The sequence below is a fragment of the Streptomyces sp. C genome (assembly GCF_000158895.1).
Lineage (GTDB): Bacteria > Actinomycetota > Actinomycetes > Streptomycetales > Streptomycetaceae > Streptomyces > Streptomyces racemochromogenes.
On sequence record NZ_GG657750.1, the window covers coordinates 7349309 to 7371808 of the forward strand.

The following is a 22500-nucleotide window of genomic DNA, read 5'->3' on the forward strand; positions in this document are numbered from 1 at the left end:
TCGTGCAGCCAGCGGCTGGCGCGAAAGAGAGGCCGTGGCCCGGGCGGCGGGGACGGCCACACGGGTGCGCGGCCTGGTCGTCGACGGGGCCTTCTGGTACCCGCGCTTCCCCCGGCTGCGCCACCTCGTCCCCGACCAGGTGCTCCTGGCCTGGCCGGAGTTCCGCGTGCCGGGGGCGTCGCGGTGGCTGACGGTCTCGGAGCTCTTCGGCGCCCTCGACGAACGCGGCGCCGCCCCGGGCGGCGGCTTCACCAACGCCGGCTCCGAGACCCTCTTCGAGGCGATCGCCCGTACGGCCGTCGACTGGGACGGCGCCGCGACGCTCTGCCCGACCGGCGGAGCCCCCTGCGACCTGTCGGCGTACGTCCTGACGGACCTGGGCCACTTCGACTCGCGCGACGCCCTCTTCACCCGCCACGGCCAGACCCTCTGCCCCCTGGCCCGCACGGTGGCGGAACCCATCCTGGGCCGGCACGCGGCCGGCGCGTAGTACGCCCACGAGCGCCCCCTCGCCACCGATGCGGGCCGCCCCGACCGGGGTTCGCGCACCTCCGTGACCCACCGCTGCGCGCACCCGGCACGCCGACGCGTACGTGCGCGGGGCGCCGGGCACGGTGTCGGCAGAACGTCCACGACTCGCCCTGGACGCAGCCGCTTCCACCGCGACCGCTGCCCCTAGGATCTGCGTGCTCGACATCGACTCGGGCCCTCGTCTTGACAGGCGGGAGCGGCTGCCGGAGCGGCAACGGCCGGGACGCCCAGATCAACCTCGAAGGCACCTGGAACAACTCCGTCAGCTCGCTGACCACGTTGTCCTGCTGGCTGGAGCTGTGGGACGCCCCCGACACCGCCGGTGTCCACCAGGAGTACCAGCAGTCGACCTCGTACCTCGGGGACGCGATGAGCGACCGGGCGAGCTCCATCGCCCTGCTGTAGCCCCCAGGAACGGCGTGCGCCCGGCTCGCGCGGGCGCCGGGCGCACGCCGCCGTCGGACTCAGAGGTCCGCCTGCCCGTCGGTGCCGGGGCGCCGGCCTCCGTACGACGCGGCCAGCGCGTCCGCGACGGCGGCCGCGTCCGCGTCGGCCACGTCCGCGGGTATGCGGGCAGCAGGTCGTCCCAGACGGGCAGCCACGACCCGAAGAGCTGCGCCTGTCCCTCGGGCCGGGCGAAGAACCACACGTGGAGGTGGGCGGCCCCGTCCCCGATGCGGTACACGTGGGCCCGGGAGACGTGCGGCAGTGCCTGGACGTGGCGGACGACGTGCGTGGTGAGCACGCCCAGTTCGGCGGCGAGCTCGTCGGGCAGATCGGCCATGTCGTAGTGGTCGCGCGGGTACAGCATCAGCACCAGCGGCACGCCGACCCCCGGTATCCGGGTGAGCCGCCAGCGGTCGTCGAGCCAGATGCCCTCGTCGCGGGAGCGGCACTCGTCGCAGTCCGCCGGGTCCTCGCCGTGCCGCGGCGGCTCGGGCAGAACGGGCGGGCGGAGCGCGGAGACGCGCAGGCCCTCCGCCTCGAAGGGGCTGACCTCCCAACCGGTCATCCTGGCCAGCGGGAGCCGGAGCCCGTCATCCGCAGCCGCACGTGCGTGGTCGTAGAACTCATCGGGTCGCAAAGCCATGATCACCACACTAGTCATGGGCTCCGCGGCGCTTCCACCCCCGCGAGGTGTGAGCCGTGACGCGGAAATGGATGACCGGTACGCGCGGTTGTCCAGGCGGTGGCCCACCTCGGCATCCAGGCCCAGGCGAGGGGACTGTCCACCCACCAGTTCCGGGCCTTCGACCTCGAAGCCCTGACCGAGGAGATGCGCCCTCGACCCGGCTGGGCGATCGTGTCCGTGATCGCGGTCGGCACGGCGGCCGACGAACCCCCCGCGGTCCGCGAGCGGCGCAGCACGGCCGACCTCCGCGCCGCGCCCTGGTCGACGCCGACGCCGACGCCGTAGCCGTGTGCTCCCGCCTCGCGGGGCCCCTGGGCGTCGCCCATGCTGGTGGTAGGCGCCGTCGGCGTGACACGTGTCCCTGTCCTTACGGGAGGCCGGAACCGGCGCCTGAGAGGAGCAGAGCCATGCGTGCGCGAAAACTGGGCCTCGCTCTGGCAGCCGCGATCCTCGCGGGTACGGGTGTCGGCGGAGTCGGCGTCACGGGTGCGGTCAGCGCCCATGCCGCCACGGCCCCGACCATCACCCGGGACGAATGCACCGCCGCGGGCGGACAGGTCACCACGATCCCCTACGGCGGCACCGTCTGCACGCTGCCCGACGGCACCCGGCAGACGGTCACCTGACGGACCGTCGCTCCGGCCGCCCCGCGGGCACCTGGAGCGACGACGGGCCTGCGTTGCCGCCGCCGCGGCGGGAGGGGGCCGCCTACTCGCCGCCGGGCGCCCGCGGGTGGTCCATGCGGGAGAGCCAGCCGGTGAGCAGCGTCTCGAGTGACGCGGCCTCGGCGGGCGTCAGCAGGTCCAGCAGGCGGCGTTCGTTGCGCATGTGGTCGGTGAACGCCTGGTCGATCAGCTCACGTCCGGGGCCGGTCAGGGCGACGATCCGGCCGCGCTGGTCGTCGTCGGCGCGGCGGCGGGTGACGAGCCCGGCCCGTTCGAGGCGGTCGATCCTCTTCGTCATCGCGCCGGTGGTGACCATGGTGTGCGCGGCGAGCTCGCCCGGTGCCCGCTCATAGGGCTCCCCGGCGCGGCGCAACGCGCACAGGACGTCGAACTCGCCCTCGCCGAGACCGTAGCGGCCGTAGACGAGGGCGAGTTCCTCCGTGAGCCGGTCGGCCAGGCGGTGCAGCCGGCCGATCACGGCCTGCGGGCTGACGTCGAGGTCGGGGCGCTCGCGGCGCCAGTCGGCCTGGATGCGGGCCACGCGGTCCAGCGGTTCACCGTGTTCCATGCACAGCAGCATACCTTCCTGGGAAGCTATATTTGCTTCCATGGAAGCCAATATGCGCTGGGTGGCCCTGACGGCGATCGCGCCGGTGGCCTGGGGGACCAACTACTTCGTCACGCACGAGTTCCTGCCGGCCGACCGCCCGCTCTACGGGGCCGCCCTGCGGGCCCTGCCCGCCGGCCTCGTCCTCCTGGCCCTGTGCAGGCAGCGGCCGCGCGGCGCGTGGTGGTGGCGGTCGGCCGTGCTGGGGCTGCTCAACATGAGCGTGTTCTTCGTCCTCGTCTACGCCGCCTCCCAGCTGCTGCCGACGAGCGTCGCCGCGACCGTCATGGCGGTGTCCCCGATGGCGATGATGCTCATCGCCTGGCCCCTGGTGTCCGAGCGGCCCCGCACCGCTCACCTCACCGGCGCCGCGATCGGACTCGGCGGAGTCTGCCTCATGCTGCTGACCGGCGTGGAAGAGGTGAGCGTACCGGGGGTCCTCGCCTCGGCCGCCGCCATGCTCGTGTCCTCCTTCGGCCACGTCCTGACCAAACGGTGGGGGGCCGGCGCTGATGTGCTCGCCTCGACCGCCTGGCAGCTCACCGCCGGGGGACTGTTCCTCCTCCCGGTCGCGGCCGCCGTGGAAGGCCCTGCGCCCGCGCTCCGCGCGCCGACGCTCCTCGCGTTCGGCTACGTCGCCCTGATCGCCACGGCGCTGGCCTTCGCGGCCTGGTTCACCGGGCTGAAGCACCTGCCCGCGGGGACGGTCGCGCTGATCGGGCTGCTCAACCCCGTGACCGGCGTACTGCTCGGCACAGCCGTCGCCGGAGAGGTGCTGACCGTCCGGCAACTGTGCGGGCTGGGCCTGGTCCTGACCGGCGTCGTCCTCGGCCGGCCCAGGCGCGCGCGCCGGGGGCCCGGCGCCCGGCCGCAGGCCGCCGCAGACGATAGGGTGACCGTTGCCCCGGGCGGCGAATGAGGAGCACATGGACCTTCAGGAGACGGTCGACGAACTGGTCGCCTCCGGGCGGGAGACCGGGCTCCAGGTGGCCGCGTACCGGGGCGGCCGGCTGCTGGTGGAGGCGTACGCCGGGGTTCCCGGGCCGGAGACGCTGGTCCACGGCTTCTCGGTCGGCAAGGGGTGCACGGCGACCCTGGTGCACGTGCTCGCCGAGCGCGGGCTGATCGAGTACGACGCCCCCGTCGCCCGCTACTGGGCCGCCTTCGGGGCCCACGGCAAGGCGGGCATCACCGTCCGGCACGCCCTCACGCACACCGCCGGGATCCCCCAGCTGCCCCGCGCCCTCACGGCCGCCGAACTGTGCGACTGGGAGCACATGTGCGGGGTCGTCGCGGGGCTGCGCCCGCTGTGGGAACCGGGGACGGCCAGCGGCTACCACGGCTGGACCTTCGGCTGGATCCTCGGCGAGACCGTCCGCCGGGCCACCGGACTCACCCCGGGGCAGGCCCTGCGCGCGTACGTCACCGAGCCCCTCGGCATCGCCGACGAACTGTACTTCGGCCTGCCCGCCGACCGCCTGGCCCGGGTGGCACCGCTGGTGGAAGGCGGCTGGGAGGCCTACCTCGCCGGGCTGCCCGCCGCGGCCCCCTTCGTCCGCCTCGTCGCCCCCAACCGAAGCCTGTGGACCACCGCCACCCTCGCCAACCGGCCCGGGTACCTCATGGCCGACCTGCCCGCCTGCGCCACCACCACCGCCCGCGCCGCCGCCCGGATGTACGCGGCGCTCCTGGGCGAGGTGGACGGCGTACGCCTGCTCCCGCCGGCCCGGGTCGCACAGGCCACGGCTGCCGCGGTGGACGGCCCGGACCGGACGCTGCTGCGCCGCCACACCAAGGGGCTCGGCTACTTCCTCGGCCTGCCCCCGACGGGCGGCGAGCCGACCGCCTTCGGCCACCACGGCAGCGGCGGCTCCATCGCCTTCGCCGACCCCCGCCGCGGCCTGTCCTTCGCCCTGACCCGTACCCGCCTCGTCCACCCCGCCGACAAGACGGCCACCCGCCTCGCGGCCGCGGTCCGCACGGCAGCCGCCACGGGAGACCGAGCCCAGGCGTGACCACGCCGACCGGTTCGGTCTGCCGCTCTGGTGCCGCCCGCGCCATGGGCGATGAAGCCCCCGCGACCGCCCCACCGAGACGCGTGGCGTGAGGGTGGGCCGCTACGCTGGTGGTGCAGCAGGACCCCCAGGAGGCCGCCGTGGCGGTTCACGCTCGCCGACACCAGCACCGTTTCCACCTGGAGCAGGACGGACACTCGATCACCGTGGTGTGGAGTGCCCGGCGCGGCCGTGCCGAGGTGCTGGTCGACGGCAAGGTGGTGGCGACGGCACGGACGCGCCGCACGGCGACGACCGAGCTACGCGGAGAGACCGCCGAAGGCGATGGGACCGTGCGCCCGTTCACGGTCCGGCTCGGCCGCCCGGACATCCCCGGCGACGAGCCCCTGTGCGCCCTGGACACCGGGTACAGGCTGTACCTCATGCCCCTGGTCCCGCTCACCGGCGACGAGGCCTGGCCCCCGGAGCCCACACCCCCGCCCCGCGACCCCGGCGTACTGCTGACCCGCTGGCTCACCCGCCACCACCGAGGCCGCTCCCGCTGACCCACGCATTTTTTTTCGACGCCCGCGAGCGGCCGTGTCTCCAGCCTGTCGGCGGGTCTCCCCGCCTGCTCGGCGGGTCCGTTTCGGGGCCCGTTTCTGGATCTGCGCCCCGGGGCAAACGTGGCCCGCCACCACGGCTCCACCGGCACCAGCCGCTACCTCGCCCCCACCGCCGGCCGCTACCTCGCCATCTGCACCAACGCGGTCCTACCACGGCGAAGCCCGCCGCCGGATCGCCCCCTGCGCGCCCCCGCCCTCAAGACCACCACCACTTGACCGGAACGGAGGCGCCCAAACCTTGATCATTTGCGGCCGAACTCCGATGATCATGGTGCAGGACGTACCAGAAAGTGAGCGACATGCCCATGCAACCCACGTTCGTACTGGTTCACGGAGCCTTCTCGAACTCCTTCCCCTTCGCACCGCTCCAAGCCGAGCTCGGCCTCCTCGGACACCGTTCGGTCGCCGTTGACCTGCCCGGCCACGGCTTCGAAGCGACCTTCACGCACGCCTACCAGACGCCCCAGGACTCCGAAGGCCTCGCCACCACGCCCGGCGCGATCAAGGGCGTCACCCTCGCCGACAACGCCGCACACCTCATCGGGATCCTCGAACGGGCCAAGCGGAACGGCCCGGTCATCCTCGTCTCCCACAGCCGCGGCGGCATCACGGCCACCGCTGCGGCCAACGCGCGGCCCGACCTCATCGATCGCATCGTGTACGTCTCGGCCTGGTGCCCGGTCGACCTCGACGTCAACGACTACTACGCCGAGCCGGAGATGGCATCGGTGGACGCCGCTTCCCTGGCACTGGCGCTGGCCGGGAACCCCGCCGAACTCGGCCTGCTGCGCGTCAACTTCCGCACCGCGGATCCGGCCGCCCTCGCCGCCTTCAAGGCGGCCTTCTTCGCCGACGGCACCGACGAGGAGTTCCTGACCTTCCTGAACACCTTCCAGCCCGACGAGAACCTGGACGTCGGCACCTCCGCCGACCGGGCACAAGCCGGCACCTGGGGCCGTATCCCCAAGACCTATGTCCGCTTGGCCGACGACACGAGCCTGCCGCCCGCCATGCAGGACCGGCTGATCCGCGAGGGCAACGCGCTGACCCCGGACAACCCGTACGACGTCCGGACCCTCGAGGGCAGCCACCTGAAATGGCTGGTTGCCCCGGCGGCCGCGGCGCGAGTCCTGGGTGAACTCGCAACCCTGACGCGGTAGGCGGCGGCAGGGCGGGACGTCCAACGGCAACGAATCCACCGGGGTCCTTCCACCCCGCGTCCTCGGGCTCGGGCCGACGGCCGCCGCGGGCGGTGCCCCGGAACCCACGGCCCGAACCGGCGGCCGGTCGACCCCCGCCGACGCGGGCGTGCAAACCTGGGCTGGTGAATGAAGCCCTCGACGCCGCCCTGCAGCGCGCGTTCCGCCACCAGCGCCGATTCGAAGCCCGCTTCGCCGCCTACTTCGATTCCCTGACCGACCCCGCGGGCGGCATGTTCGAGACCCCGCCCCACGGCGCCTTCCCCTCCCGAGCGCTCGACCTGGTGCGCGACATGTCACTGCGCGGCGGCAAACGGCTCCGTGTGGTCCTCCTGTACGAGGCCGCCGCGCTGGTGGCCGACGACGGCCTCGCAGGACTGGACGAAGCGGCCATCAGCATCGAACTGCTGCAGACCCACGGCCTGATCCACGACGACATCATCGACGACGCGCCCGTCCGCCGCGGTGGTCCCTCCACCTACTACGCCTACCGCCACGAGTTCCCCGACCAGCCCGACACCGCCCTCGCGCTGGCCCTCCTCGCCGGCGACCTCGCGGCCTTCCTGTCCCTGCGCGTGCTGCTCACCAGCGGTCTGCCCGCCGACCGGGCCCTGGCCATGGCCGCCGTCCACGCCGACACGGGAGCCGCCACGATGACCGGCCAGATGATCGACCTCGAACGCGACTTCCACCCCGCCCCCGGCATCGACTTCCTGCACGCGGTCACCGAGTTCAAGTCCACCCGCTACTCCGTCCTCGCCCCGCTGCGCATGGGCCTGCTCGCCGCGGGGGCCGACCACACCCCGTACGACGCCGAACTGCGGCGCTACGCGACCGCGCTGGGCATCGCCAACCAGATCCACGACGACTGGCTCGACCTGTTCGGCGATCCGGCCGCGCTCGGCAAACCGGTCGGCTCGGACATCCGTTCGGGCCGCCGCAGCTACACCCTCCGCGCTCTCACGGCCGTCTGCAACGACGCCGAGCGCAAGCTGCTGGACGAAGCCTCGGGAGATCCGGACTGCGACGACGAAACCCTCGACCGAATACGCCGCATCGCGCGAGCACACGGCGTCGACCGGCAGCTCCGGGCCGAAGCCGACGACCACGCCCGTCGGGCAGAGGCCGAGGCCGCCACGTGGCGGGACCGCTGGCGCCCGGAGGCCGTGGCGTTCTTCGAGCACATGCCGGCCTGGAGCGTCACCCGCGACCGTTGACACCCGCCCCCGCCCCCGCCCCCGCCCCCGCCCCCACTTCCGCCACCACCCTGACCTCCTGACCTGCCCAGCCTGCTGATGAAGGGGATATGACCGTGAGGCACACGCTGAACTTGTGGCGTCAAGAGCTCGGAGAGGTGCCCGAGTCGGTCTGGCGACAGACCGAGCTCGGCGTGCTGATCCTCGCGGACAACGGCCTCACGGACCTCTCGCCGGACATCGGGCAGCTCCACCGGCTGAAAACGCTGGACCTGGGCCACAATGCGCTGACGTCGGTTCCCGAGGAACTCGGCAAGCTGACCGAGCTCAGCGACTGCCTCTACCTCCACGACAACCAGCTGTCCCGGATTCCCGACTCCCTGGGAAACCTGGCCCGGTTGCGTTACCTCAACATCGGCGAGAACCCCCTCACCACCCTGCCGGAGACCATCGGTCGCATGAGCGGCCTCATCGAGTTCAGGGCCCAGCACGACCGGCTCACCACCCTGCCCGACTCGATCGGACAGCTCCGCAGCCTGCGTGAGCTATGGCTCCGCGGAAACGCGATCGAGCGCTTGCCCTCGTCAACGGCCGACCTGCACGAACTGCGTCACCTGGACCTCCGGGAGAACTGCCTGACCGAGGTACCGGAGTCACTCGCCGGCCTCCCGCGACTGCGGCAGATCGACCTGAGGAGCAATCACCTCTGCCGACTGCCCGACTGGCTCGCCCTGATGCCATCGCTGGAAAAGCTGGATCTGCGCTGGAACGGGGTCGATCCCTCCCTCCCTCTCATCAGCGAGCTGGAGCGGCGGGGTTGTGTCGTCTTGACCTGACAGCGACACCCTCCGCCATCGCCGACCCCCTGGGGCGCCCTGCCGACGGGCCGAGCCCGATCAGGTTCGGCGGCTCGCCGCGTTGCGGACACGGCGGGTGCGTCCGTGCTCGGCCAGCAGGCTGAGGGCGGCGCGCGAAGTGACGAACTGGGCGCCGGCTGCCGTGCGCTGGAACCAGTCGGACGCGGTCAGCAGCTCCTCGTCGGTCCAGGGCTCGTCCAACGCGATGGACCTGAGCAGCGTCCACTCGCGCAGGCGGCGGACGAGGAAGGCGCGATCGCCGATCACCGCCGCCATCATCGTGGCCCAGACGGGGAACTGGGGGCTGGTCAGCTGCTGGGCCGCCCGGCGTTCGAGGTGATGGTTCACGGCGCTCTCGGCCATGACTGCGTCGTCGTCGCCAAGGACGGTGGCCAGCAGGTCGGCCTCCTCCGCCTCCGGGACACCGTCCAAGGCCTGCAGGTACCGGGCGTAGCGCCGGTGCTCGGGGGGCTCGTCGTCTTCGTGGGTGGCGGTCATGTGGCCATCACATCATTCCCCTCGACCAGGTGGCCGCCGTTCACCGAGCGCCGGCGGTTCCGGGTGGGGGTGGAGCCCGGGGCCGAGGGATGGCGCGGCCAGGGGAGTGGGGGAGAGGTCGGTGGGCCCCTCACCCGCTTCGAGGAGGGTGTCGGCCGCACCGACGACGAGGGGGTCGGGCCGGCCGACCACGCTTTCGTCCTTGCGGTCGTAGTCGATGCGCCACAGCAGGCTGCGGATGGCTTCGAGCCGTCCGCGCCGCTTGTCGTTGGTCTTGACCACCGTCCAGGGTGCGTGGTCCGTGTCCGTCGCCCGGAACATCGCGACCTTGGCCTCGGTATAGGCGTCCCACAGGTCCAGGGAGGCCAGGTCGGTGGGGGAGAGCTTCCACTGCCTGACCGGGTCGACCTGCCGGATCGCGAACCGGGTCCGCTGTTCGGCGCGGGAGACCGAGAACCAGAACTTCACCAGCACGATCCCGTCGTCCACCAGCATCTCCTCGAAGACGGGGCACTGCCGCAGGAACAGCGCGTGCTGCTCCGGGGTGCAGAACCCCATCACCGTCTCGACCCCGGCGCGGTTGTACCAGGACCGGTCGAAGAAGACGATCTCCCCAGGTGCGGGCAGGTGGGCGACGTAGCGCTGGAAGTACCACTGTCCGGTCTCCCGCCCGCCAGGCCTGTCCAGAGCCACGATGCGTGCCCCGCGCGGGTTGAGCCGTTCGGTGAAGCGCCGGATCGTGCCGCCCTTGCCCGCCGCGTCTCGGCCCTCGCAGATCACCACCAGCCGACCGCCGGTTTCCTTCACCCAGCGCTGCAGCTTGAGCAGCTCGATCTGCAGGATCCGTTTGGTCCGCTCGTACTCCTTCCGCCGCAACTTGTGGTCGTAGGGGTAGTTCTCCCGCCAGGTCCGCAGAGGGGCCCCGGCGGAGTTCAGCAGGACCGGCTGCTCGGGCCGGCGGTCGTCCACGCGCAGCCCGGACAACAGCTCGTCGGCCTGCGGCGGAGAAGGCGCCTCGTCACTCACCCCATGCCCCTACCCGAGATCTCCGCATCCATGGCGGGCCGAGCACCGCGGCCTGGCGGAGCGCGGTGGCGCGGCGTCGGCCCGGGCGTTCAGCAGCGGAGACCGGAACGGTCAGACGGTGGCGGCGACGGTGTCGGCGTGCCGGTGGGCGACGTGCCAGGCGCCGCTCTCCCTGCGGTACACCTGGGTGGCGCGGAGCGTGTACGTACGGGGCTCCCCGTCCACGGAGGCGGAAGTGTGCTCCAGACCGACGGTGTACGCCATGTCGCCGCAGACGTCGTACGCCAGCAGCTCGTACCTGTACGACGTGCAGTGGGAGAAGGAATTCGCCAGGCCGGTGAAGAGGGCGTCGAGCTCGTCGCGGCCGACGGCGCTGCGCCACGCGCCCAGGACGCTGACCGGCTCGGTGTGGGACCAGAGCGCACGTCGGGGAGCCGCGTCGCCGTTGTGCAGCGCGACCTCCGCCTCGTACAGCGCGGTCCCGACCCAGGACAGGAAATCGTCACGATCCGACATGCCTTCATCATGGCCCGCCCACGGCACGCGTGCCGAGCGGCAAGGGTCCGGCCGTTCGGCTGATCACTTCGCCGCTCGGCGCGGCATGAAATGCAAGGGCGTACGCGCTCCACGAGGTGGTGGGAGCCTGCGTCGTACCTCGCCACCCGTACCCCGATCAGGCCTGACGGGACGAGGCCGGGACGGCCGTGTCACCGGCTGGAGCGGCGCCGGCGCCGGCGCAGGCGGCTGAGCGGCGCGTGAGCGCGGGCGTGGAGGGCCGTGCGGGCGGCGTTGAAGCCGGGGGCGCCGTGGACCCCGCCGCCGGGGTGTGCGGAGGCGGAGGCGAGGTACAGGCCCGGGATCGGAGTGGTCGGCCGGCCGCTGCCGGGTACGGGGCGGAAGACCAGCTGCTGGTAGAGGTTGGTGGTGCCCTGGTTGACGGCGCCGCCCGCGAGGGCGGGGTTGAGGCGTTCCAGGTCGGGCGGGGCCAGGATCCTGCGGGCGCGGACGGTTGCGCCGAAGCCGGGGGCGTAGCGTTCGACCTGCTCCTGGACCCGGTCGGCGATGGCTTCCTTCTCCCGCTCGTCCCACCGTCCCGTGATGCCGTCCGGGCCGGCGTCGCCGGTGATGTCCTGCGGGACGTGGGTGTAGGCCCATGCGGACTCGGTGCCCTCGGGGGAGCGGCCGGCGTCCGCGGTGGTCATCTGCCCGAGGACCGCGAACGGGGTGGACGGCACCTGCCGCATGGCGATCTGCGCGGCGAAGAGGGTGAGTTCGTCCACACCGTCGGCCAGATGGACCGTGCCGGCGGCCTGCGGCCCGTCGGCCTGCCACGGGATCGGCCCGGACAGTGCCCAGTCGACCTTCACCGTGGAGAAGTCCCACTGGAAGCGCCGCAGGTCTTCCCGCAGCCTGCCGGGCAGCTGCTCCCCGCGCAGGAGCCGCCCGTAGAGGACCGGCGCGGGTACGGCGGCCATGACGGCCCTGCGCGCCGTGACCAGCGTGCCGTCGGCGGTACGGACCGCTGCCGCGCGCCCGCCCCGTACCAGGACCTCGGTCGCCGGCTGACCGCAGTGCACGACGCCCCCGCGGGCCCTGAGCCGCCGGACCAGGGCGTCCGTCAGCGCCTGGGCGCCGCCCCGCGGCACCGGGAAGCCGTGTTGCTGTCCGAGCATGCACATCAGCCAGCCGAACCCGCCGCCGAGCGCCGACTCGGGGGCCAGATCGGCGTGCAGGGCGTTTCCCGCGATCAGCAGGCGCCCGCCGGCCCCGGCGAACTCCTCCTCGCCGAGCCTGCGGGCCGGCAGGAGCATGGTGCGCGCCACCCGCAGCATCTCGGCGTAGCCGAGCCGGAGCGCCAGTTTCCCGCCCGCCCGGATCGGCGGGAACGGGGTGAACAGGCAGTCCAGCAGGTCATCGCCGATGCGCTGCCACAGCTGGTAGAGCCGCAGCCAGGCCTCCCCGTCGCCCGGGGCGAAGCGCTCCAGTGAGGCCGCGGTCTCCTCGGGTGCGGCGGCGAGGACGGCGCAGCGGCCGTCGGGCAGCGGGTGGGCGACGGCGGCCGGAGCCCGGCTCCAGGACAGCCCGTGCTCCTCCAGACGCATCCGCCGTATCACCGGCGAGGCCGCGGCGAGCGGGTAGAAGGCGCTGAACAGGTCGTGGACGTACGCCGCGTCGACTCCGCGGTCGCTGCGGACGGCGCCGCCCGCCGAAGCCGTTGCTTCCAGCACCACGACCTGCCAGCCGGCGTCGGCCAGGACGTTCGCGGCGACCAGACCGTTGGGCCCGGCACCGATGACCACCGCGTCAGGGCCGCTCACGATGACCGTCCTCGCACACGCCGGCCAGCCGGGCCAGCATGGCGCGGTGCCGCCACTGGGCGACGGCGTCGATGGCCGCGTTGTGGAAGGTCCAGCCCCGGCCGCGCAGCGGGTGCTCGTCCAGGATCACCAGGGTCTCCTCGCCCCACGGCCGTACCTGGATCGCGATCCGCGCACTGACGTGATCACCGGCTCTGGCCTCCAGCTCCAGCCGGTCCGGCGGCTCGTGCACGCGCACCACCGTCTCCCCCTCGTACGTGAACGGGCCGGCCTTCACCTGGTAGGTGAGCGCGGAGCCCTCCTGAGGCCACCGGGGGTCCGTCGCCCGCGAGAGGTGCGTGCCCACCACCCATTCCGCATAGCAGTCGGCATCCTCCAGGACCGCCCACACCCGGTCGGGCCGAGTCCGTACCAGTCGGTGCTGTACTGCCATCACTGCCTCCCACGCTGCCCGCGGCCGCCGCGGCCGGGGTCCCGTCGCCTACCCGGCCGGGCCCGCCCCACGCCGCCCCGTCCGACTGCTTTCCGGCACCGGGGGAGCACAGCGCGCAGCACGGCCAGGCCGGCGGCCGCGCCCACCGCCCGGCGGGCGGCCGTGCGCGGCCCGCCGCGGCGTCCGCCGTGCACGGCGGCGCTCCGGCCGGCAGGAGCGTCCAGGAGCCGACCTCCCCGGCCGCCGCGCCGCCGAAGTAGGCCTTGTCGGTGCGCCACAAACACGGCCCGCCTCACCAGCGCGGGAGCCGACATACGAGGACGAGCAGCCGGGCGTACGGACCGACGAGCACCCGGTAAAAAAAACCGGCGGGCGGCCCGCACCACGGCACGGGCGATCCGCTCCGGGGTGGCTACCGGCGGCAAGGACCGCAGAGCACGGCCGGAACGGTTCGCGGCATGCCGGAAGAACGGTGTGTCCACCCCCGTCGGCAGCACCGTGCACACCGAGATCCCGCGGTCCCCCGCGAGCCGCAGCTCCTCGCGCAGCGCCTCGTCGAACGTGCACAGGGCTGCCTTCGACATCGCGTAGCCGCCCATGTACGGGGCCGTGACCCGTCCACCGAGCAGCGAAGACACGTCGATCACGACTCCCCGGCCCTGGTGGCGCATGACCGCCACCGCCGCTCGGGCCCCGTTCACGGCACCGATGACGTTGACGTCGAGCAGGTGGCGCAGCTCCCGCGCGGGCACCTGGTCGAAACGCCCCAGGATCCCCACCCCCGCGGCGTTGACCCACCCGTCGATCCGGCCGAACCGACCGACGGCGGCAGCGGCCAGCCGCCGGACGGCCTGTTCGTCGCTGACGTCCGTCGGCACGGCCAGTGCCTCGCCGCCCCGGGCCCGGCACTCCCCGGCCGCCTGTTGCAGCGCGGCGCCGCTGCGGGCGGCCAGCACCACGCGCGCACCCCGTCGGGCGCACTCCACAGCGGTGGCCCGGCCGATCCCGCTCGATGCGCCGGTGACCACGATGACCGCGTCGCGCATCCTCACCCCCCGCGTCTGACCACGGCGGGGCCATTTCATGCCTCGCGCGCGGGCGCCGCCGGTCCGGTTGCGGCGGCGTTGTCGCCGGTGGCTTGAACGCGTTGTGTCATCCTCAAGATGACTTCGCGCTTGTCATCGTTTCGATGACATGTTACAACGGAAGCACGTTGAAGCGCATTGGCAGTTCCTGCCTGAACCGACTGGAGGTGTTTCGCGATGTTGATGCGCACCGACCCGTTCCGCGAGATGGACCGCATCGTCCAGCAGCTGTCCGGCGCGTCCGGCACGTGGTCGAAGCCGTCCGTGATGCCGATGGACGCCTACCGCCAGGGCGACGTGTACGTGATCGCCTTCGACCTCCCCGGCGTGAGCACCGAGGCGATCGACATCGACGTCGAGCGGAACATGCTGACCGTGAAGGCCGAGCGCCGGCCCGCGGAGAACTCCGACGGCGTGCAGATGGAGCTCTCCGAGCGGCCCCTCGGCGTCTTCTCCCGCCAGGTCATGCTGGCCGACACCCTCGACACCGAGCACATCGAAGCCGACTACGAAGCAGGTGTCCTCACCCTGCGGATCCCGATCGCCGAGCGCGCCAAGCCGCGGAAGATCGCCGTTGGCGGCGAGTCCGGCCGCAAGCAGATCTCGGGCTGAACCAGTCCGGCACCGGCGGCGGAGGACGGGGAACCCGATCCCCCTCCGGCACCCCATCCTCCGCACCGCTCGCCCTTGCACCCCTTCCCGGAGGTGACGTGAGATGACGATGCGCTCGGCAGCCTTCCTCGACCATGTCCAGGCACACGGCGAGTACCGGACGCGGGCGGAAGCCGAACGGGCGGCCCGCGTCGTCCTGGCCCTGCTGGGCGCCCACTTGGTCGGAGCCGTACGAGCCTCACTCGCGGCCCGGCTGCCCGAGACATACGCCCTGATCCTCCTCAACCCCCTGCAGGCCGCGGAGCCGCTCTCCCCCGAACGCTTCGTCCGCGCGACCGCGGCCTGGATCGAGGGGGCAAGCGAGAAGACGGCCCTGTGGGACGTCGGTGCCGTCCTGTCCACGGTGGCCGCGGCGGCCGGCGACGCCCTCATGCGCGAGATCCTGCTCCAGCTCCCGCCCGGCTACGACCTCCTCTTCGGCCACCCCCAGCCCACCTGACCGGCCGACGCCACCGACCGGAAACCAACCCTTCGAAGAGAAAGGCAACCGCAGCACCATGTACGACCGGCCTCGGCCGCACCAGGCCCAGCCCGCCACGACGTTCGACCAGATGCTGGAACGCGTGCGGTACGAAGGCGCCTACCCCACCCGCGAACGCGCCGAGGAGGCGGTCCGCGCCGTCCTCGCCGCCCTCGGTCGCCAGCTCGTCGGCGACGAACGCGTCGACCTCGCCCAGTGCCTGCCCGTGGAAGCCGCCCTCGCCCTGACGGCCCAGATCCCGGCCACCGAACGGCTCACCGGCTGGGGCTTCGTCAAGGACCTGGCCACCCGGACCGGCACCAGCCCGGCCGTCGCCCGCTGGGACACCGGCGCCGTACTCGCGGCCGTCGCCCGCCTCGCGGGCCCCGACCTCCTCGCCCGCATCCTCCGGCAACTCCCCGACGGATACGCACTCCTCTTCGGCCAGGCCGAACTGCGCCGGCCCCAGCCCGCAGCCTGAAGGAGACGCCTCAGCTCGCCGGGGTGCTGCCTGTGCGCCGTCCTCGTTGCCGGCCACGCTGGTGCGGGGGCAGCCGTATGGGGGACGCCCGCCGCGTGATCACGGCCGCCGACGGGGAAGGGGCGAGGGTATGCCCGACCTCGCCAGCCCCTTCCGCCCCTTCCGCCCCGCCCTGCGCCGCCTGGCCACCAGACGGCGGGACCCCGTGGTGGTGCAGAGCGTACGGTCCACCGGAGCCGCGGTCCTCTCCTACGTGGTCGCGCTGCGGCTCAGCAGCGAGCCCGCACCGCTGACGGCCCCGCTCACCGCACTGCTCGTCGTCCAGGTCACCCTGTACTCCACGCTCACCACCGGGGTGCGCCGGGTCAACTCGGTCGTGGCGGGGGTGCTGGTCGCGATCGGGTTCAGCGCGCTCGTGGGGCTGACCTGGTGGAGCCTCGGGCTGGTCATCCTGGCCTCGCTGGTGGTCGGGCACCTCGTCAGGGTGGACGAGTTCGTCCCCGAGGTGGCCATCAGCGCCATGCTCGTCCTCGGAGTCAGCCGCGTGGCCGACACGGCGTGGGACCGGGTGCTGGAGACGCTGATCGGCGCGGTGGTCGGGCTGGCCTTCAACCTGTTGTTCGCCCCGCCCGTCTGGGTGGAACCCGCCGGGCGGGCGATCGACGACCTGGCTGCCCGCATGGCCGCGCTGATGACCGGCATGGCCGACGAACTCACCGGCCGCAGCAGCGTCGCGCAGGCCGCCACCCGGCTGCACGAGGCACGCCGGCTCGACAACGACATCGCCGACGTGGACGCCGCCCTGCGCCAGGCGGAGGACAGCCTGCGCATGAACCCCCGCGTACGGGAGGGCCTGATGTTCCGGCTGGTCCTGCGCACGGGCCTGGACACCCTGGAGATCTGCGCGGTCGTGCTGCGCGTCTCGGCCCGGGCGCTCACCGACCTCGCGAAGGCCCGCACGGACGAGCCGCTGTTCTCCCCGCCGGTGACCCGCGCCCTGCAGGACCTGTTCGGCCACATGGCGCTCGCCGTCCACAGCTTCTCCCGGCTGATCACCGCCCAGGTCACCACCAACGCCGAGGAGCAGGAGGACCGGCTCACCCGGGAACTGGGAATGGCGCGCCAGGCCCGCGACCAGCTGGCGAACCTCCTGCTGGAGCAGCTGCGGTCCGAGCCGGGACAGTGGCAGCTGCACGGCGCCCTGCTCGCCGACGTCGACCGGGTGCTCGACGAACTCGACGTGGACAAACGCTCCCAGCGCCTCATGGAGGAGCTGGACCGCCACTCCCGCCTGCGCCGCGAGGGCGGCACCGGCGTGCGCCGCGCCCTGCGCCGGGCACGCCGGGCCAGCGGCCCTTGAGGCGACACCACCGGCCGGCCGGCACATCCCCGCGGAGCCCGACCCGACCTCTCCCTAGCCCGCCCGGCGGGGGGCGCGGCCGGCGCGGCGGGTCAGTCGGTGCCACCAGTGGTGGCGGCGCGGATGGACGGCCCGGCCCATCCGGCGACCCAGGAGGAGGTAGCCGAGCAGCGCTCCCGCGGTGTTCAGGATGACGTCGTCCACGTCGAAGGCGCGCCCGGTGACCAGGGCGCCCTGGACCAGTTCGACGAGCGTCATCACCGCGGCCGTCACCGCCGCCACCCTCAGCAGCCCGCGTGCCTGTGGGAGGAGGACCGGGAGCAGCACCCCGAAGGGAACGCCGAGCAGAACGTTCCCGCCGAGCTGCTCAGCGGCCTCCCTGACGGATGCGCCGTCCAGATACGGGCCGATCGAGGCGCCCGGGCGGGTGTTGCTGTGCACCAGTCCGGCCGACGCCGCCGAGGGCTCCAGGGTGACGTGTGCCAGGGCCAGGCTGAACAGCACCGTCCCGGCGAAGGCGGCCAGCATCGCCAGCGCCCGCAGCACGGGCCGCGTGGGAGGCCGGTCGACGGGGGCGGGCTCCCGCGCCCTCCCGGGGCTCTCCGCCGTCGCCGTCCGCCGCCTCCACTTCGCCCGACGCACCGCGGCGAGCTTCCCGCGCACGTCCATCGACCGCTCCCTCCGTGACCGGCTCCGTACCGTGCGGGCGCGTGTACCCCGCTGCGGGACGCCGATGCGCCCTGCGGCCGCAACCACGCCCGGTCGGAGGTGAACTGACGGGGCGTCTGCTCCGCATGCCGGACAGCTCGGAGAAGGTCAGCGGCGCAGCGCGGCGGGCTCCCACGGCGCGGGCGCCCGCTGCTCGGTCCAGGCGGCCAGGGCTTCGCCGTCCACGCGGGCTATCCCGCAGGTGTCGGCGTACTCTGCGGCGGGTGCGGTGAAGGAACTCGTCGTCACCACGACGGCGACGTCGGCCCCGTGGACCGCGTAACAGGTGCCTCCGAAGCGCTGGAGGTCCTGCGAGCCGACCCGGTTGTCCTCGGCGTAGTGCTTGCACTGGAGCACCACGCGCCGCCCGTCCGCCGTCGTCGCGAGCACGTCGGCGCCCAGGTCACCGGCGCCGCCGACCACCTCCACCGAGGTGCAGCCGTCCCGTACGCACAGGGCGGCCACCGCGTGCTCGAAGCCGTCCGCGTCGACCGCGGCGTGGTCGAAGGCGTCACCCCCGACCCCGGGCACGTCCGCCGGCACCGCCGCGTACCGGGCGGGCGGTGCGCTGCGCGACCGGCGGCGGGCGGGCGCGTAGCCCCACTTCGCGAGGAGCACGCCCAGCAGCAGTACGGCCACGGCGGCGACCGGGATGAGCGGGAGCCGGATCCCGTCCGCGCCGGCGGCCCTCACGAAGGCGGCGAGGCCGGCGATTCCGGTTCCGAGCAACCCGAGCGCGAGCACGGCGTCCCGCCCCGCGCCGGGGCGCCGCGCGGATCCGGCGCCGTGCGTGGACGCGCGCGCGTCCCCCTTGGGTGCGGTCATACGAGTCCCCCTCCTGCCCCGGCACACGGCGGTCCCCGCCGCGGCCGGTGCCGGGGGCGAGGACCGCGGCGGACGCGGAAGCCTGTTCGGCGCTCGTATGGCCGGGATTCCGAACGCCAAACCAGCTGGGCCCCGAACCGCCCGCCCCGAACCGGCTCCGCCTCCGCGCCGGAGGGGCGCTCAGCCCCGGGGAGGGACGATCATGACCTTTCCCTCGTCCACGCTGGGCGCGGAGGCGAAGACCAGGTCGGCACCGGTGAGTTCCAGGACCCGGGCCAGCCTGGCCGGCACGGTCCCCGCGAGAATCACCGGGCGGTCCAGCGCGGGCTGCAGCAGCACGCTGAGCGCCGTCGAGTCGACGAACGTCACCCCGGTGACGTCCACGACGAACCGGGCGATGCCCGGAGCCGTGGGATCCATCGCGGTCCGCAGGGGGCCCACGCCGGCCATGTCGAACTCACCCGCCATCACGACGACCCGTACCTCCCCGTCCGTCCGGGTCTCGACGCTGCCGCGCGCCTCGGCGCCGTACGTGTCCATGCTGCTCACTTCCGTCCTTTCCGTCTCTGCGTTCGGTCTTCGGATGCGCCCCCTCACCGGGTCCGCGGCCGGCCCGCCCCGCCGCAGCGGGCCCCGCGGCGGCTTCCCGGAACGCCGCCAGGCCCGACACCAGCGAGTCCACCGCCTCGGGCACCCTCCGCGGCGGAGGCGAGGGCCGCGGCAGGGTCCTCGTGCGCACCGGAACGGGGCATGCCCCCACTCTGCCCCCGTCCGGGCCGCTCGACCCACCCACCGCACCACCCCTACCGCCCGGGCCGGCCGTGCCAGTCGAGGCAGACGACCATCGCGTCGTCGACGGCGTCCACCCCGCCCCGGTACCCCGGCAGCTCCTCCAGCAGGGCCCGCGGCACCTGCGAGGACGGCAGCAGCCGCGTGCTGAGGACGGCCCGGGCCAGCGCGTGCAGACCGTACGCCTCACCGGCGGGGGAGAGGGCGTCGTAGACGCCGTCGCTCAGGAAGAACAGCCGGTCCCCGGGAAGGACCCGGAAGCGCTGGCAGGAGTACACGGTGTCCTCGAACATGCCCAGCGGCAGCTGCGCCTCCAGCCCGATCGGCTCCACCGTGCTCCCGCGCAGCCGCCAGATCCGGGGCGACCCCGCGTCGATGACCTCGGCCTCGCCGCTGTCCAGGTCGAAGCGGAGCAGCAGCATCGCCAGGTGCAGCCGCCCCTGGTACTGCCCGTACAGGGCCTGGTCCGCCAGGGCCGCCTGATCGGCGAGGCCGAGGCCGGCCCGCCGGGCGTTGCGCAGGGCGCTGACGGCGAGACTGGTCAGCAACGCCGCCTCGATTCCCTCTCCCATGCCGTTGTTGACGGTCAGGGTCAGGTGGTCCGCCGAGGCCGACCAGTCGAAGCTGTCGCCGAAGACGGCGTACGCGGGATCCAGTTGGGCTCCGAGGTCGTATTCGGGCCGGGAGCAGGAGCGCCCGGGCAGCAGCTGCCACTGCATCTCGGCGGCCAGGGTGAGCCTCCTGGCCCGGCGCGCCTGGAGGAAGAAGTCGGTGTCGCGGTCGGCGACGAGGATCTCGTGCGCCAGCGCGTCGGCCACGTCCCGCAGCGGTCCGAGGAGCGGTCCGACCGCGACGCCGGCCGCGAAGCGGACGCTCAGGACCCCTAGCCGGTCGCCGCGCACCGTCACCGGCAGGTGCACCGTTGGCCCGTCCTCGCCCTGGACGACGCGCGGCTCCTGGGAGCCGAAGGCCCGGCCCTCGGTGCTGTTGTACGCGGACACGGAACCGGAGGTGAAGGGCCGCTCCGTGACGGGCTGGAGCCGTGCCGAGGCGTAGTCCGCCATCAGCAGCTCGGCCCCGACGGCCCCGTGTTCGCGGGCCAGGATGGCCCTGACCTCCTCGAACAGCTCGTGCGGGGCCGCGCCGCGCAGCGCACGCCCGACGTCCCCGCCTCCACCGACACCTCCGCCGCGTACGACTGTAGTCACCGGCCCCGTACCCGTCTCTCTCGAACCTGCCAAGATGGGGACGTCGCAGCCGCCGGTCCGCCGGGGAGGGCTGCGCGTACGTCCATCAGGGAGTGTCACATGGGTCATCGGCCGATCGGCTCCCCTCCTCCGTCCGCCGTTTCGGCGGTGGCGCAGATGAGCGAGCTGATCGAGCTGCTGGAGGTGGTCTGGGAGCGCGGCCGGGACACTGCCAGCGCCCCGCCCGTGTCCTCCGCGCAGGCCCGAGTGCTGTTCCTCGTCGAGGCGAACGGCCGGCTGAACCTGCGTGAGCTCGGCAGGCTGCTGGAGGCGGCACCGCCGTCCGTCAGCCGGCTGTGCGACCGCCTGGAGGCCGTGGGCTTCCTCGAACGCCAGCCCGGGGCCGAGGACCGCCGGGAAGTCCTGCTGCGGCTGACCTCCGGGGGGCGGCAGTACCTCGAACGACTGCGCGCCCGCAGGCAGGAGGCGCTGGCCGAGGCGATGGCCGCGATGCCGGCGGCCTCCAGGGCCGCCCTGGCCACGGGGCTCGCCGACTTCTGCGCGGCGGTGGCGCAGCCACTGCGGCTGCCACCCGCGGAGTCCTCGGCCACCAGGACGGCCTGAACGCCGCCGCCGCCCGGCCGCACCGCCCCGGCACGCGGGGCCGGACGGAACGCCCGGGCCGTGCCGGGCGGTTCAGCCCAGACGGAGCGTCGCCGTGATGTTCTTCCCTCCGGGACGGGTGCTGCAGTCGACGCGCTCCGCCAGCCGCTGGATGAGGGGCCAGCCGTAACCGCCGGGGTGATCGGCCGTGCCCGTACGGGCCGCGGGGAGCCGGGGGCTGGCGTCGGTGACGGACAACCGCAGGACGCCGTCCTCCACATCGGCCCGGAAGGCGACGACACCGTCACCGTGCCGGATCGCGTTGGTCACCAGCTCCGAGGTGACGAGCAGCGCGTCCGCCGCGGCCACGCCGTCGAGGCCGACACCGGCCAGGAGCAGCAGTTCGCGGACGCGGTCACGGGCCGCCGCCGCCGAGACCGGCGGTACGGCGGGCCGGTCGCCGCCGGTGTTCTCGTGGTGCCGCTGCGCGCCCAGGGGCACGTCGGACGGCGGGGATGGGTTCATGTCCCTCGCCTGCCCAGGGCCGCAGGGACTGTATCGTGACGGACCGTCAGGGGGCGAGCGGCGGTCAGCATGTCATCGCGGTGGCCAGGCTGTCCGCCATGCGGAACACCGTCCCGGCTCCGGTGACTTCGAACAGCCTGCGGACCCCCGTGTGGAAGGGGCCGGCGAGGACGAGGGTCCTGCCGGCGGCCGCATGGGCCCGCTGCGCCCGGAGCAACGCGTGCAGCACCGAGGAGTCGACGAAGTCGGCGCCGGACAGGTCCACCACGGTGCGCGGGCCGCCCTCCACGGCTTGTGCGAGGGCACGGGCCAGCAACGGCGCGCTGTCCTCGTCCATCTCGCCGTGCAGCCCGACGACGGTCACGTTGCCTTCTGCGGTCGTGGTGACGACCGCTTCCTCTCCGGTCACCGGGACATACTCCTACATCGTGTGCGGGCCCGGTCAACAGGCACCGGCACGAGCAACCGGTCCGCCGTTCGTCACCCGCGGGCGTGAGCCCTCGATACCGCGTACCCCCGCGGCCCGGTTGCAAGGTGCACGGACCATGGAGGATGGTTGCCGCAGGACAACTGTTATTCCGAAGTCTTTCCGACGTGACGAACGCGATGAAGAGGTGAGGGGTTCGCGCAGCGGGCCTTCAACGTTTGGTTCCTTCCACCGAAACGACGCCGTACTCACCCACCGCCGGTCCGCAGTGGAGTCAGGCCCCCTACCCGGTACTG

29 protein-coding genes and 1 pseudogene are annotated in these 22500 nt (G+C 73.3%); 16 read left to right on the forward strand and 14 right to left on the reverse strand.

Annotation, left to right across the window (positions count from 1 at the left end):
• Nucleotides 1-490 (forward strand): annotated as a pseudogene (locus SSNG_RS32680) (transglutaminase domain-containing protein); the annotation flags it as partial.
• Nucleotides 491-714: 224 nt separating this feature from the next.
• On the forward strand, nucleotides 715-936 hold the full coding sequence (locus tag SSNG_RS32685; RefSeq protein ID WP_007268226.1) for a hypothetical protein: 222 nt from the start codon (nucleotides 715-717) through the stop codon (nucleotides 934-936).
• A gap of 59 nt (nucleotides 937-995) precedes the next feature.
• Here the strand turns inward: SSNG_RS32685 and SSNG_RS44365 are convergent, their stop codons facing one another.
• Nucleotides 996-1133, reverse strand: coding sequence for a hypothetical protein (locus SSNG_RS44365; RefSeq protein WP_241695180.1), 138 nt, complete (start codon nucleotides 1131-1133; stop codon nucleotides 996-998).
• 587 nt (nucleotides 1134-1720) lie between these two features.
• Here SSNG_RS44365 and SSNG_RS32695 point away from each other — a divergent pair.
• Both SSNG_RS32695 and SSNG_RS32700 read left to right on the forward strand, forming a co-directional pair.
• A complete protein-coding gene (locus SSNG_RS32695; protein WP_007268228.1) occupies nucleotides 1721-1948 on the forward strand; it encodes a hypothetical protein in 228 nt (75 codons plus the stop codon).
• 122 nt (nucleotides 1949-2070) lie between these two features.
• Nucleotides 2071-2289, forward strand: a complete 219-nt coding sequence (locus tag SSNG_RS32700; RefSeq protein WP_007268229.1) for a hypothetical protein — start codon at nucleotides 2071-2073, stop codon at nucleotides 2287-2289.
• A gap of 82 nt (nucleotides 2290-2371) precedes the next feature.
• Here the strand turns inward: SSNG_RS32700 and SSNG_RS32705 are convergent, their stop codons facing one another.
• Nucleotides 2372-2896: a MarR family transcriptional regulator gene (locus SSNG_RS32705; RefSeq protein WP_042804513.1), complete on the reverse strand. Its 525-nt coding sequence runs from the start codon at nucleotides 2894-2896 to the stop codon at nucleotides 2372-2374.
• 52 nt (nucleotides 2897-2948) lie between these two features.
• Between SSNG_RS32705 and SSNG_RS32710 the strand changes: the two genes are divergently transcribed.
• From SSNG_RS32710 to SSNG_RS32735, 7 genes are all read left to right on the forward strand, one after another.
• The gene (locus SSNG_RS32710) at nucleotides 2949-3854 is read left to right on the forward strand and encodes an EamA family transporter (RefSeq protein ID WP_042802554.1); all 906 of its coding nucleotides are present in this window, start codon (nucleotides 2949-2951) and stop codon (nucleotides 3852-3854) included.
• Between the two features lie 7 nt (nucleotides 3855-3861).
• Nucleotides 3862-4950 (forward strand): serine hydrolase domain-containing protein, encoded by a 1089-nt coding sequence (locus SSNG_RS32715; protein WP_042802556.1) that lies wholly within the window; start codon nucleotides 3862-3864, stop codon nucleotides 4948-4950.
• Nucleotides 4951-5090: 140 nt separating this feature from the next.
• Nucleotides 5091-5495 carry a hypothetical protein gene (locus SSNG_RS32720; protein WP_007268233.1) on the forward strand — a complete coding sequence of 135 codons (405 nt, stop codon included), beginning with the start codon at nucleotides 5091-5093 and terminating at the stop codon, nucleotides 5493-5495.
• 120 nt (nucleotides 5496-5615) lie between these two features.
• Complete coding sequence (locus tag SSNG_RS42630; protein WP_007268234.1) at nucleotides 5616-5771, forward strand: hypothetical protein; 156 nt, start codon at nucleotides 5616-5618, stop codon at nucleotides 5769-5771.
• Nucleotides 5772-5860: 89 nt separating this feature from the next.
• The gene (locus SSNG_RS32725; RefSeq protein ID WP_042804515.1) at nucleotides 5861-6715 is read left to right on the forward strand and encodes an alpha/beta fold hydrolase; all 855 of its coding nucleotides are present in this window, start codon (nucleotides 5861-5863) and stop codon (nucleotides 6713-6715) included.
• A 164-nt stretch (nucleotides 6716-6879) separates the two neighbouring features.
• The gene (locus SSNG_RS32730) at nucleotides 6880-7971 is read left to right on the forward strand and encodes a polyprenyl synthetase family protein (RefSeq protein WP_050779805.1); all 1092 of its coding nucleotides are present in this window, start codon (nucleotides 6880-6882) and stop codon (nucleotides 7969-7971) included.
• A 95-nt stretch (nucleotides 7972-8066) separates the two neighbouring features.
• Complete coding sequence (locus tag SSNG_RS32735) at nucleotides 8067-8786, forward strand: leucine-rich repeat domain-containing protein (RefSeq protein ID WP_241695181.1); 720 nt, start codon at nucleotides 8067-8069, stop codon at nucleotides 8784-8786.
• 60 nt (nucleotides 8787-8846) lie between these two features.
• On the opposite strand, the gene SSNG_RS32740 is transcribed toward SSNG_RS32735, so the two are convergent.
• The 6 genes from SSNG_RS32740 to SSNG_RS38315 all read right to left on the reverse strand — a co-directional run bounded on the left by SSNG_RS32740 (nucleotide 8847) and on the right by SSNG_RS38315 (nucleotide 14128).
• On the reverse strand, nucleotides 8847-9305 hold the full coding sequence (locus tag SSNG_RS32740; protein WP_007268238.1) for a hypothetical protein: 459 nt from the start codon (nucleotides 9303-9305) through the stop codon (nucleotides 8847-8849).
• A gap of 12 nt (nucleotides 9306-9317) precedes the next feature.
• Nucleotides 9318-10331 (reverse strand): polyphosphate kinase 2, encoded by a 1014-nt coding sequence (gene ppk2, locus SSNG_RS32745; RefSeq protein WP_007268239.1) that lies wholly within the window; start codon nucleotides 10329-10331, stop codon nucleotides 9318-9320.
• A gap of 111 nt (nucleotides 10332-10442) precedes the next feature.
• The gene (locus tag SSNG_RS32750; RefSeq protein ID WP_007268240.1) at nucleotides 10443-10847 is read right to left on the reverse strand and encodes a nuclear transport factor 2 family protein; all 405 of its coding nucleotides are present in this window, start codon (nucleotides 10845-10847) and stop codon (nucleotides 10443-10445) included.
• 191 nt (nucleotides 10848-11038) lie between these two features.
• A complete protein-coding gene (locus SSNG_RS32755; RefSeq protein WP_007268241.1) occupies nucleotides 11039-12649 on the reverse strand; it encodes an NAD(P)/FAD-dependent oxidoreductase in 1611 nt (536 codons plus the stop codon).
• Entirely contained in the window at nucleotides 12636-13082 is a 447-nt protein-coding gene (locus tag SSNG_RS32760) for an SRPBCC family protein (protein ID WP_007268242.1), read from the reverse strand. The genes SSNG_RS32755 and SSNG_RS32760 overlap by 14 nt, the downstream gene beginning before the upstream one ends.
• Nucleotides 13082-14128 (reverse strand): SDR family NAD(P)-dependent oxidoreductase, encoded by a 1047-nt coding sequence (locus SSNG_RS38315; protein ID WP_007268243.1) that lies wholly within the window; start codon nucleotides 14126-14128, stop codon nucleotides 13082-13084. The genes SSNG_RS32760 and SSNG_RS38315 overlap by 1 nt, the downstream gene beginning before the upstream one ends.
• A 216-nt stretch (nucleotides 14129-14344) precedes the next feature.
• Between SSNG_RS38315 and SSNG_RS32770 the strand changes: the two genes are divergently transcribed.
• The 4 genes from SSNG_RS32770 (at nucleotide 14345) to SSNG_RS32785 (ending at nucleotide 17140) form a co-directional block, all read left to right on the forward strand.
• The gene (locus tag SSNG_RS32770) at nucleotides 14345-14779 is read left to right on the forward strand and encodes an Hsp20/alpha crystallin family protein (RefSeq protein WP_007268244.1); all 435 of its coding nucleotides are present in this window, start codon (nucleotides 14345-14347) and stop codon (nucleotides 14777-14779) included.
• Nucleotides 14780-14882: 103 nt separating this feature from the next.
• Nucleotides 14883-15278 (forward strand): DUF2267 domain-containing protein, encoded by a 396-nt coding sequence (locus tag SSNG_RS32775; protein WP_007268245.1) that lies wholly within the window; start codon nucleotides 14883-14885, stop codon nucleotides 15276-15278.
• Between the two features lie 58 nt (nucleotides 15279-15336).
• On the forward strand, nucleotides 15337-15780 hold the full coding sequence (locus SSNG_RS32780; protein WP_007268246.1) for a DUF2267 domain-containing protein: 444 nt from the start codon (nucleotides 15337-15339) through the stop codon (nucleotides 15778-15780).
• Between the two features lie 130 nt (nucleotides 15781-15910).
• Nucleotides 15911-17140, forward strand: a complete 1230-nt coding sequence (locus SSNG_RS32785) for an aromatic acid exporter family protein (protein ID WP_007268247.1) — start codon at nucleotides 15911-15913, stop codon at nucleotides 17138-17140.
• Between the two features lie 54 nt (nucleotides 17141-17194).
• On the opposite strand, the gene SSNG_RS32790 is transcribed toward SSNG_RS32785, so the two are convergent.
• The 4 genes from SSNG_RS32790 to SSNG_RS32805 all read right to left on the reverse strand — a co-directional run bounded on the left by SSNG_RS32790 (nucleotide 17195) and on the right by SSNG_RS32805 (nucleotide 20670).
• Nucleotides 17195-17809, reverse strand: coding sequence for a VanZ family protein (locus SSNG_RS32790; RefSeq protein WP_241695182.1), 615 nt, complete (start codon nucleotides 17807-17809; stop codon nucleotides 17195-17197).
• 147 nt (nucleotides 17810-17956) lie between these two features.
• Nucleotides 17957-18673, reverse strand: coding sequence for a restriction endonuclease (locus tag SSNG_RS32795; protein ID WP_128637280.1), 717 nt, complete (start codon nucleotides 18671-18673; stop codon nucleotides 17957-17959).
• A 180-nt stretch (nucleotides 18674-18853) separates the two neighbouring features.
• Nucleotides 18854-19213: an STAS domain-containing protein gene (locus tag SSNG_RS32800; RefSeq protein ID WP_050779807.1), complete on the reverse strand. Its 360-nt coding sequence runs from the start codon at nucleotides 19211-19213 to the stop codon at nucleotides 18854-18856.
• Between the two features lie 263 nt (nucleotides 19214-19476).
• Complete coding sequence (locus SSNG_RS32805; protein ID WP_007268251.1) at nucleotides 19477-20670, reverse strand: PP2C family protein-serine/threonine phosphatase; 1194 nt, start codon at nucleotides 20668-20670, stop codon at nucleotides 19477-19479.
• 156 nt (nucleotides 20671-20826) lie between these two features.
• Here SSNG_RS32805 and SSNG_RS32810 point away from each other — a divergent pair, with 156 nt between their 5' ends.
• Nucleotides 20827-21273, forward strand: a complete 447-nt coding sequence (locus SSNG_RS32810; RefSeq protein WP_050779808.1) for a MarR family transcriptional regulator — start codon at nucleotides 20827-20829, stop codon at nucleotides 21271-21273.
• A 72-nt stretch (nucleotides 21274-21345) separates the two neighbouring features.
• On the opposite strand, the gene SSNG_RS32815 is transcribed toward SSNG_RS32810, so the two are convergent.
• Nucleotides 21346-21777, reverse strand: coding sequence for an ATP-binding protein (locus SSNG_RS32815; RefSeq protein ID WP_128637284.1), 432 nt, complete (start codon nucleotides 21775-21777; stop codon nucleotides 21346-21348).
• A 64-nt stretch (nucleotides 21778-21841) separates the two neighbouring features.
• Entirely contained in the window at nucleotides 21842-22186 is a 345-nt protein-coding gene (locus SSNG_RS32820; protein ID WP_007268254.1) for an STAS domain-containing protein, read from the reverse strand.
• Between the last annotated feature and the right edge of the window lie 314 nt (nucleotides 22187-22500).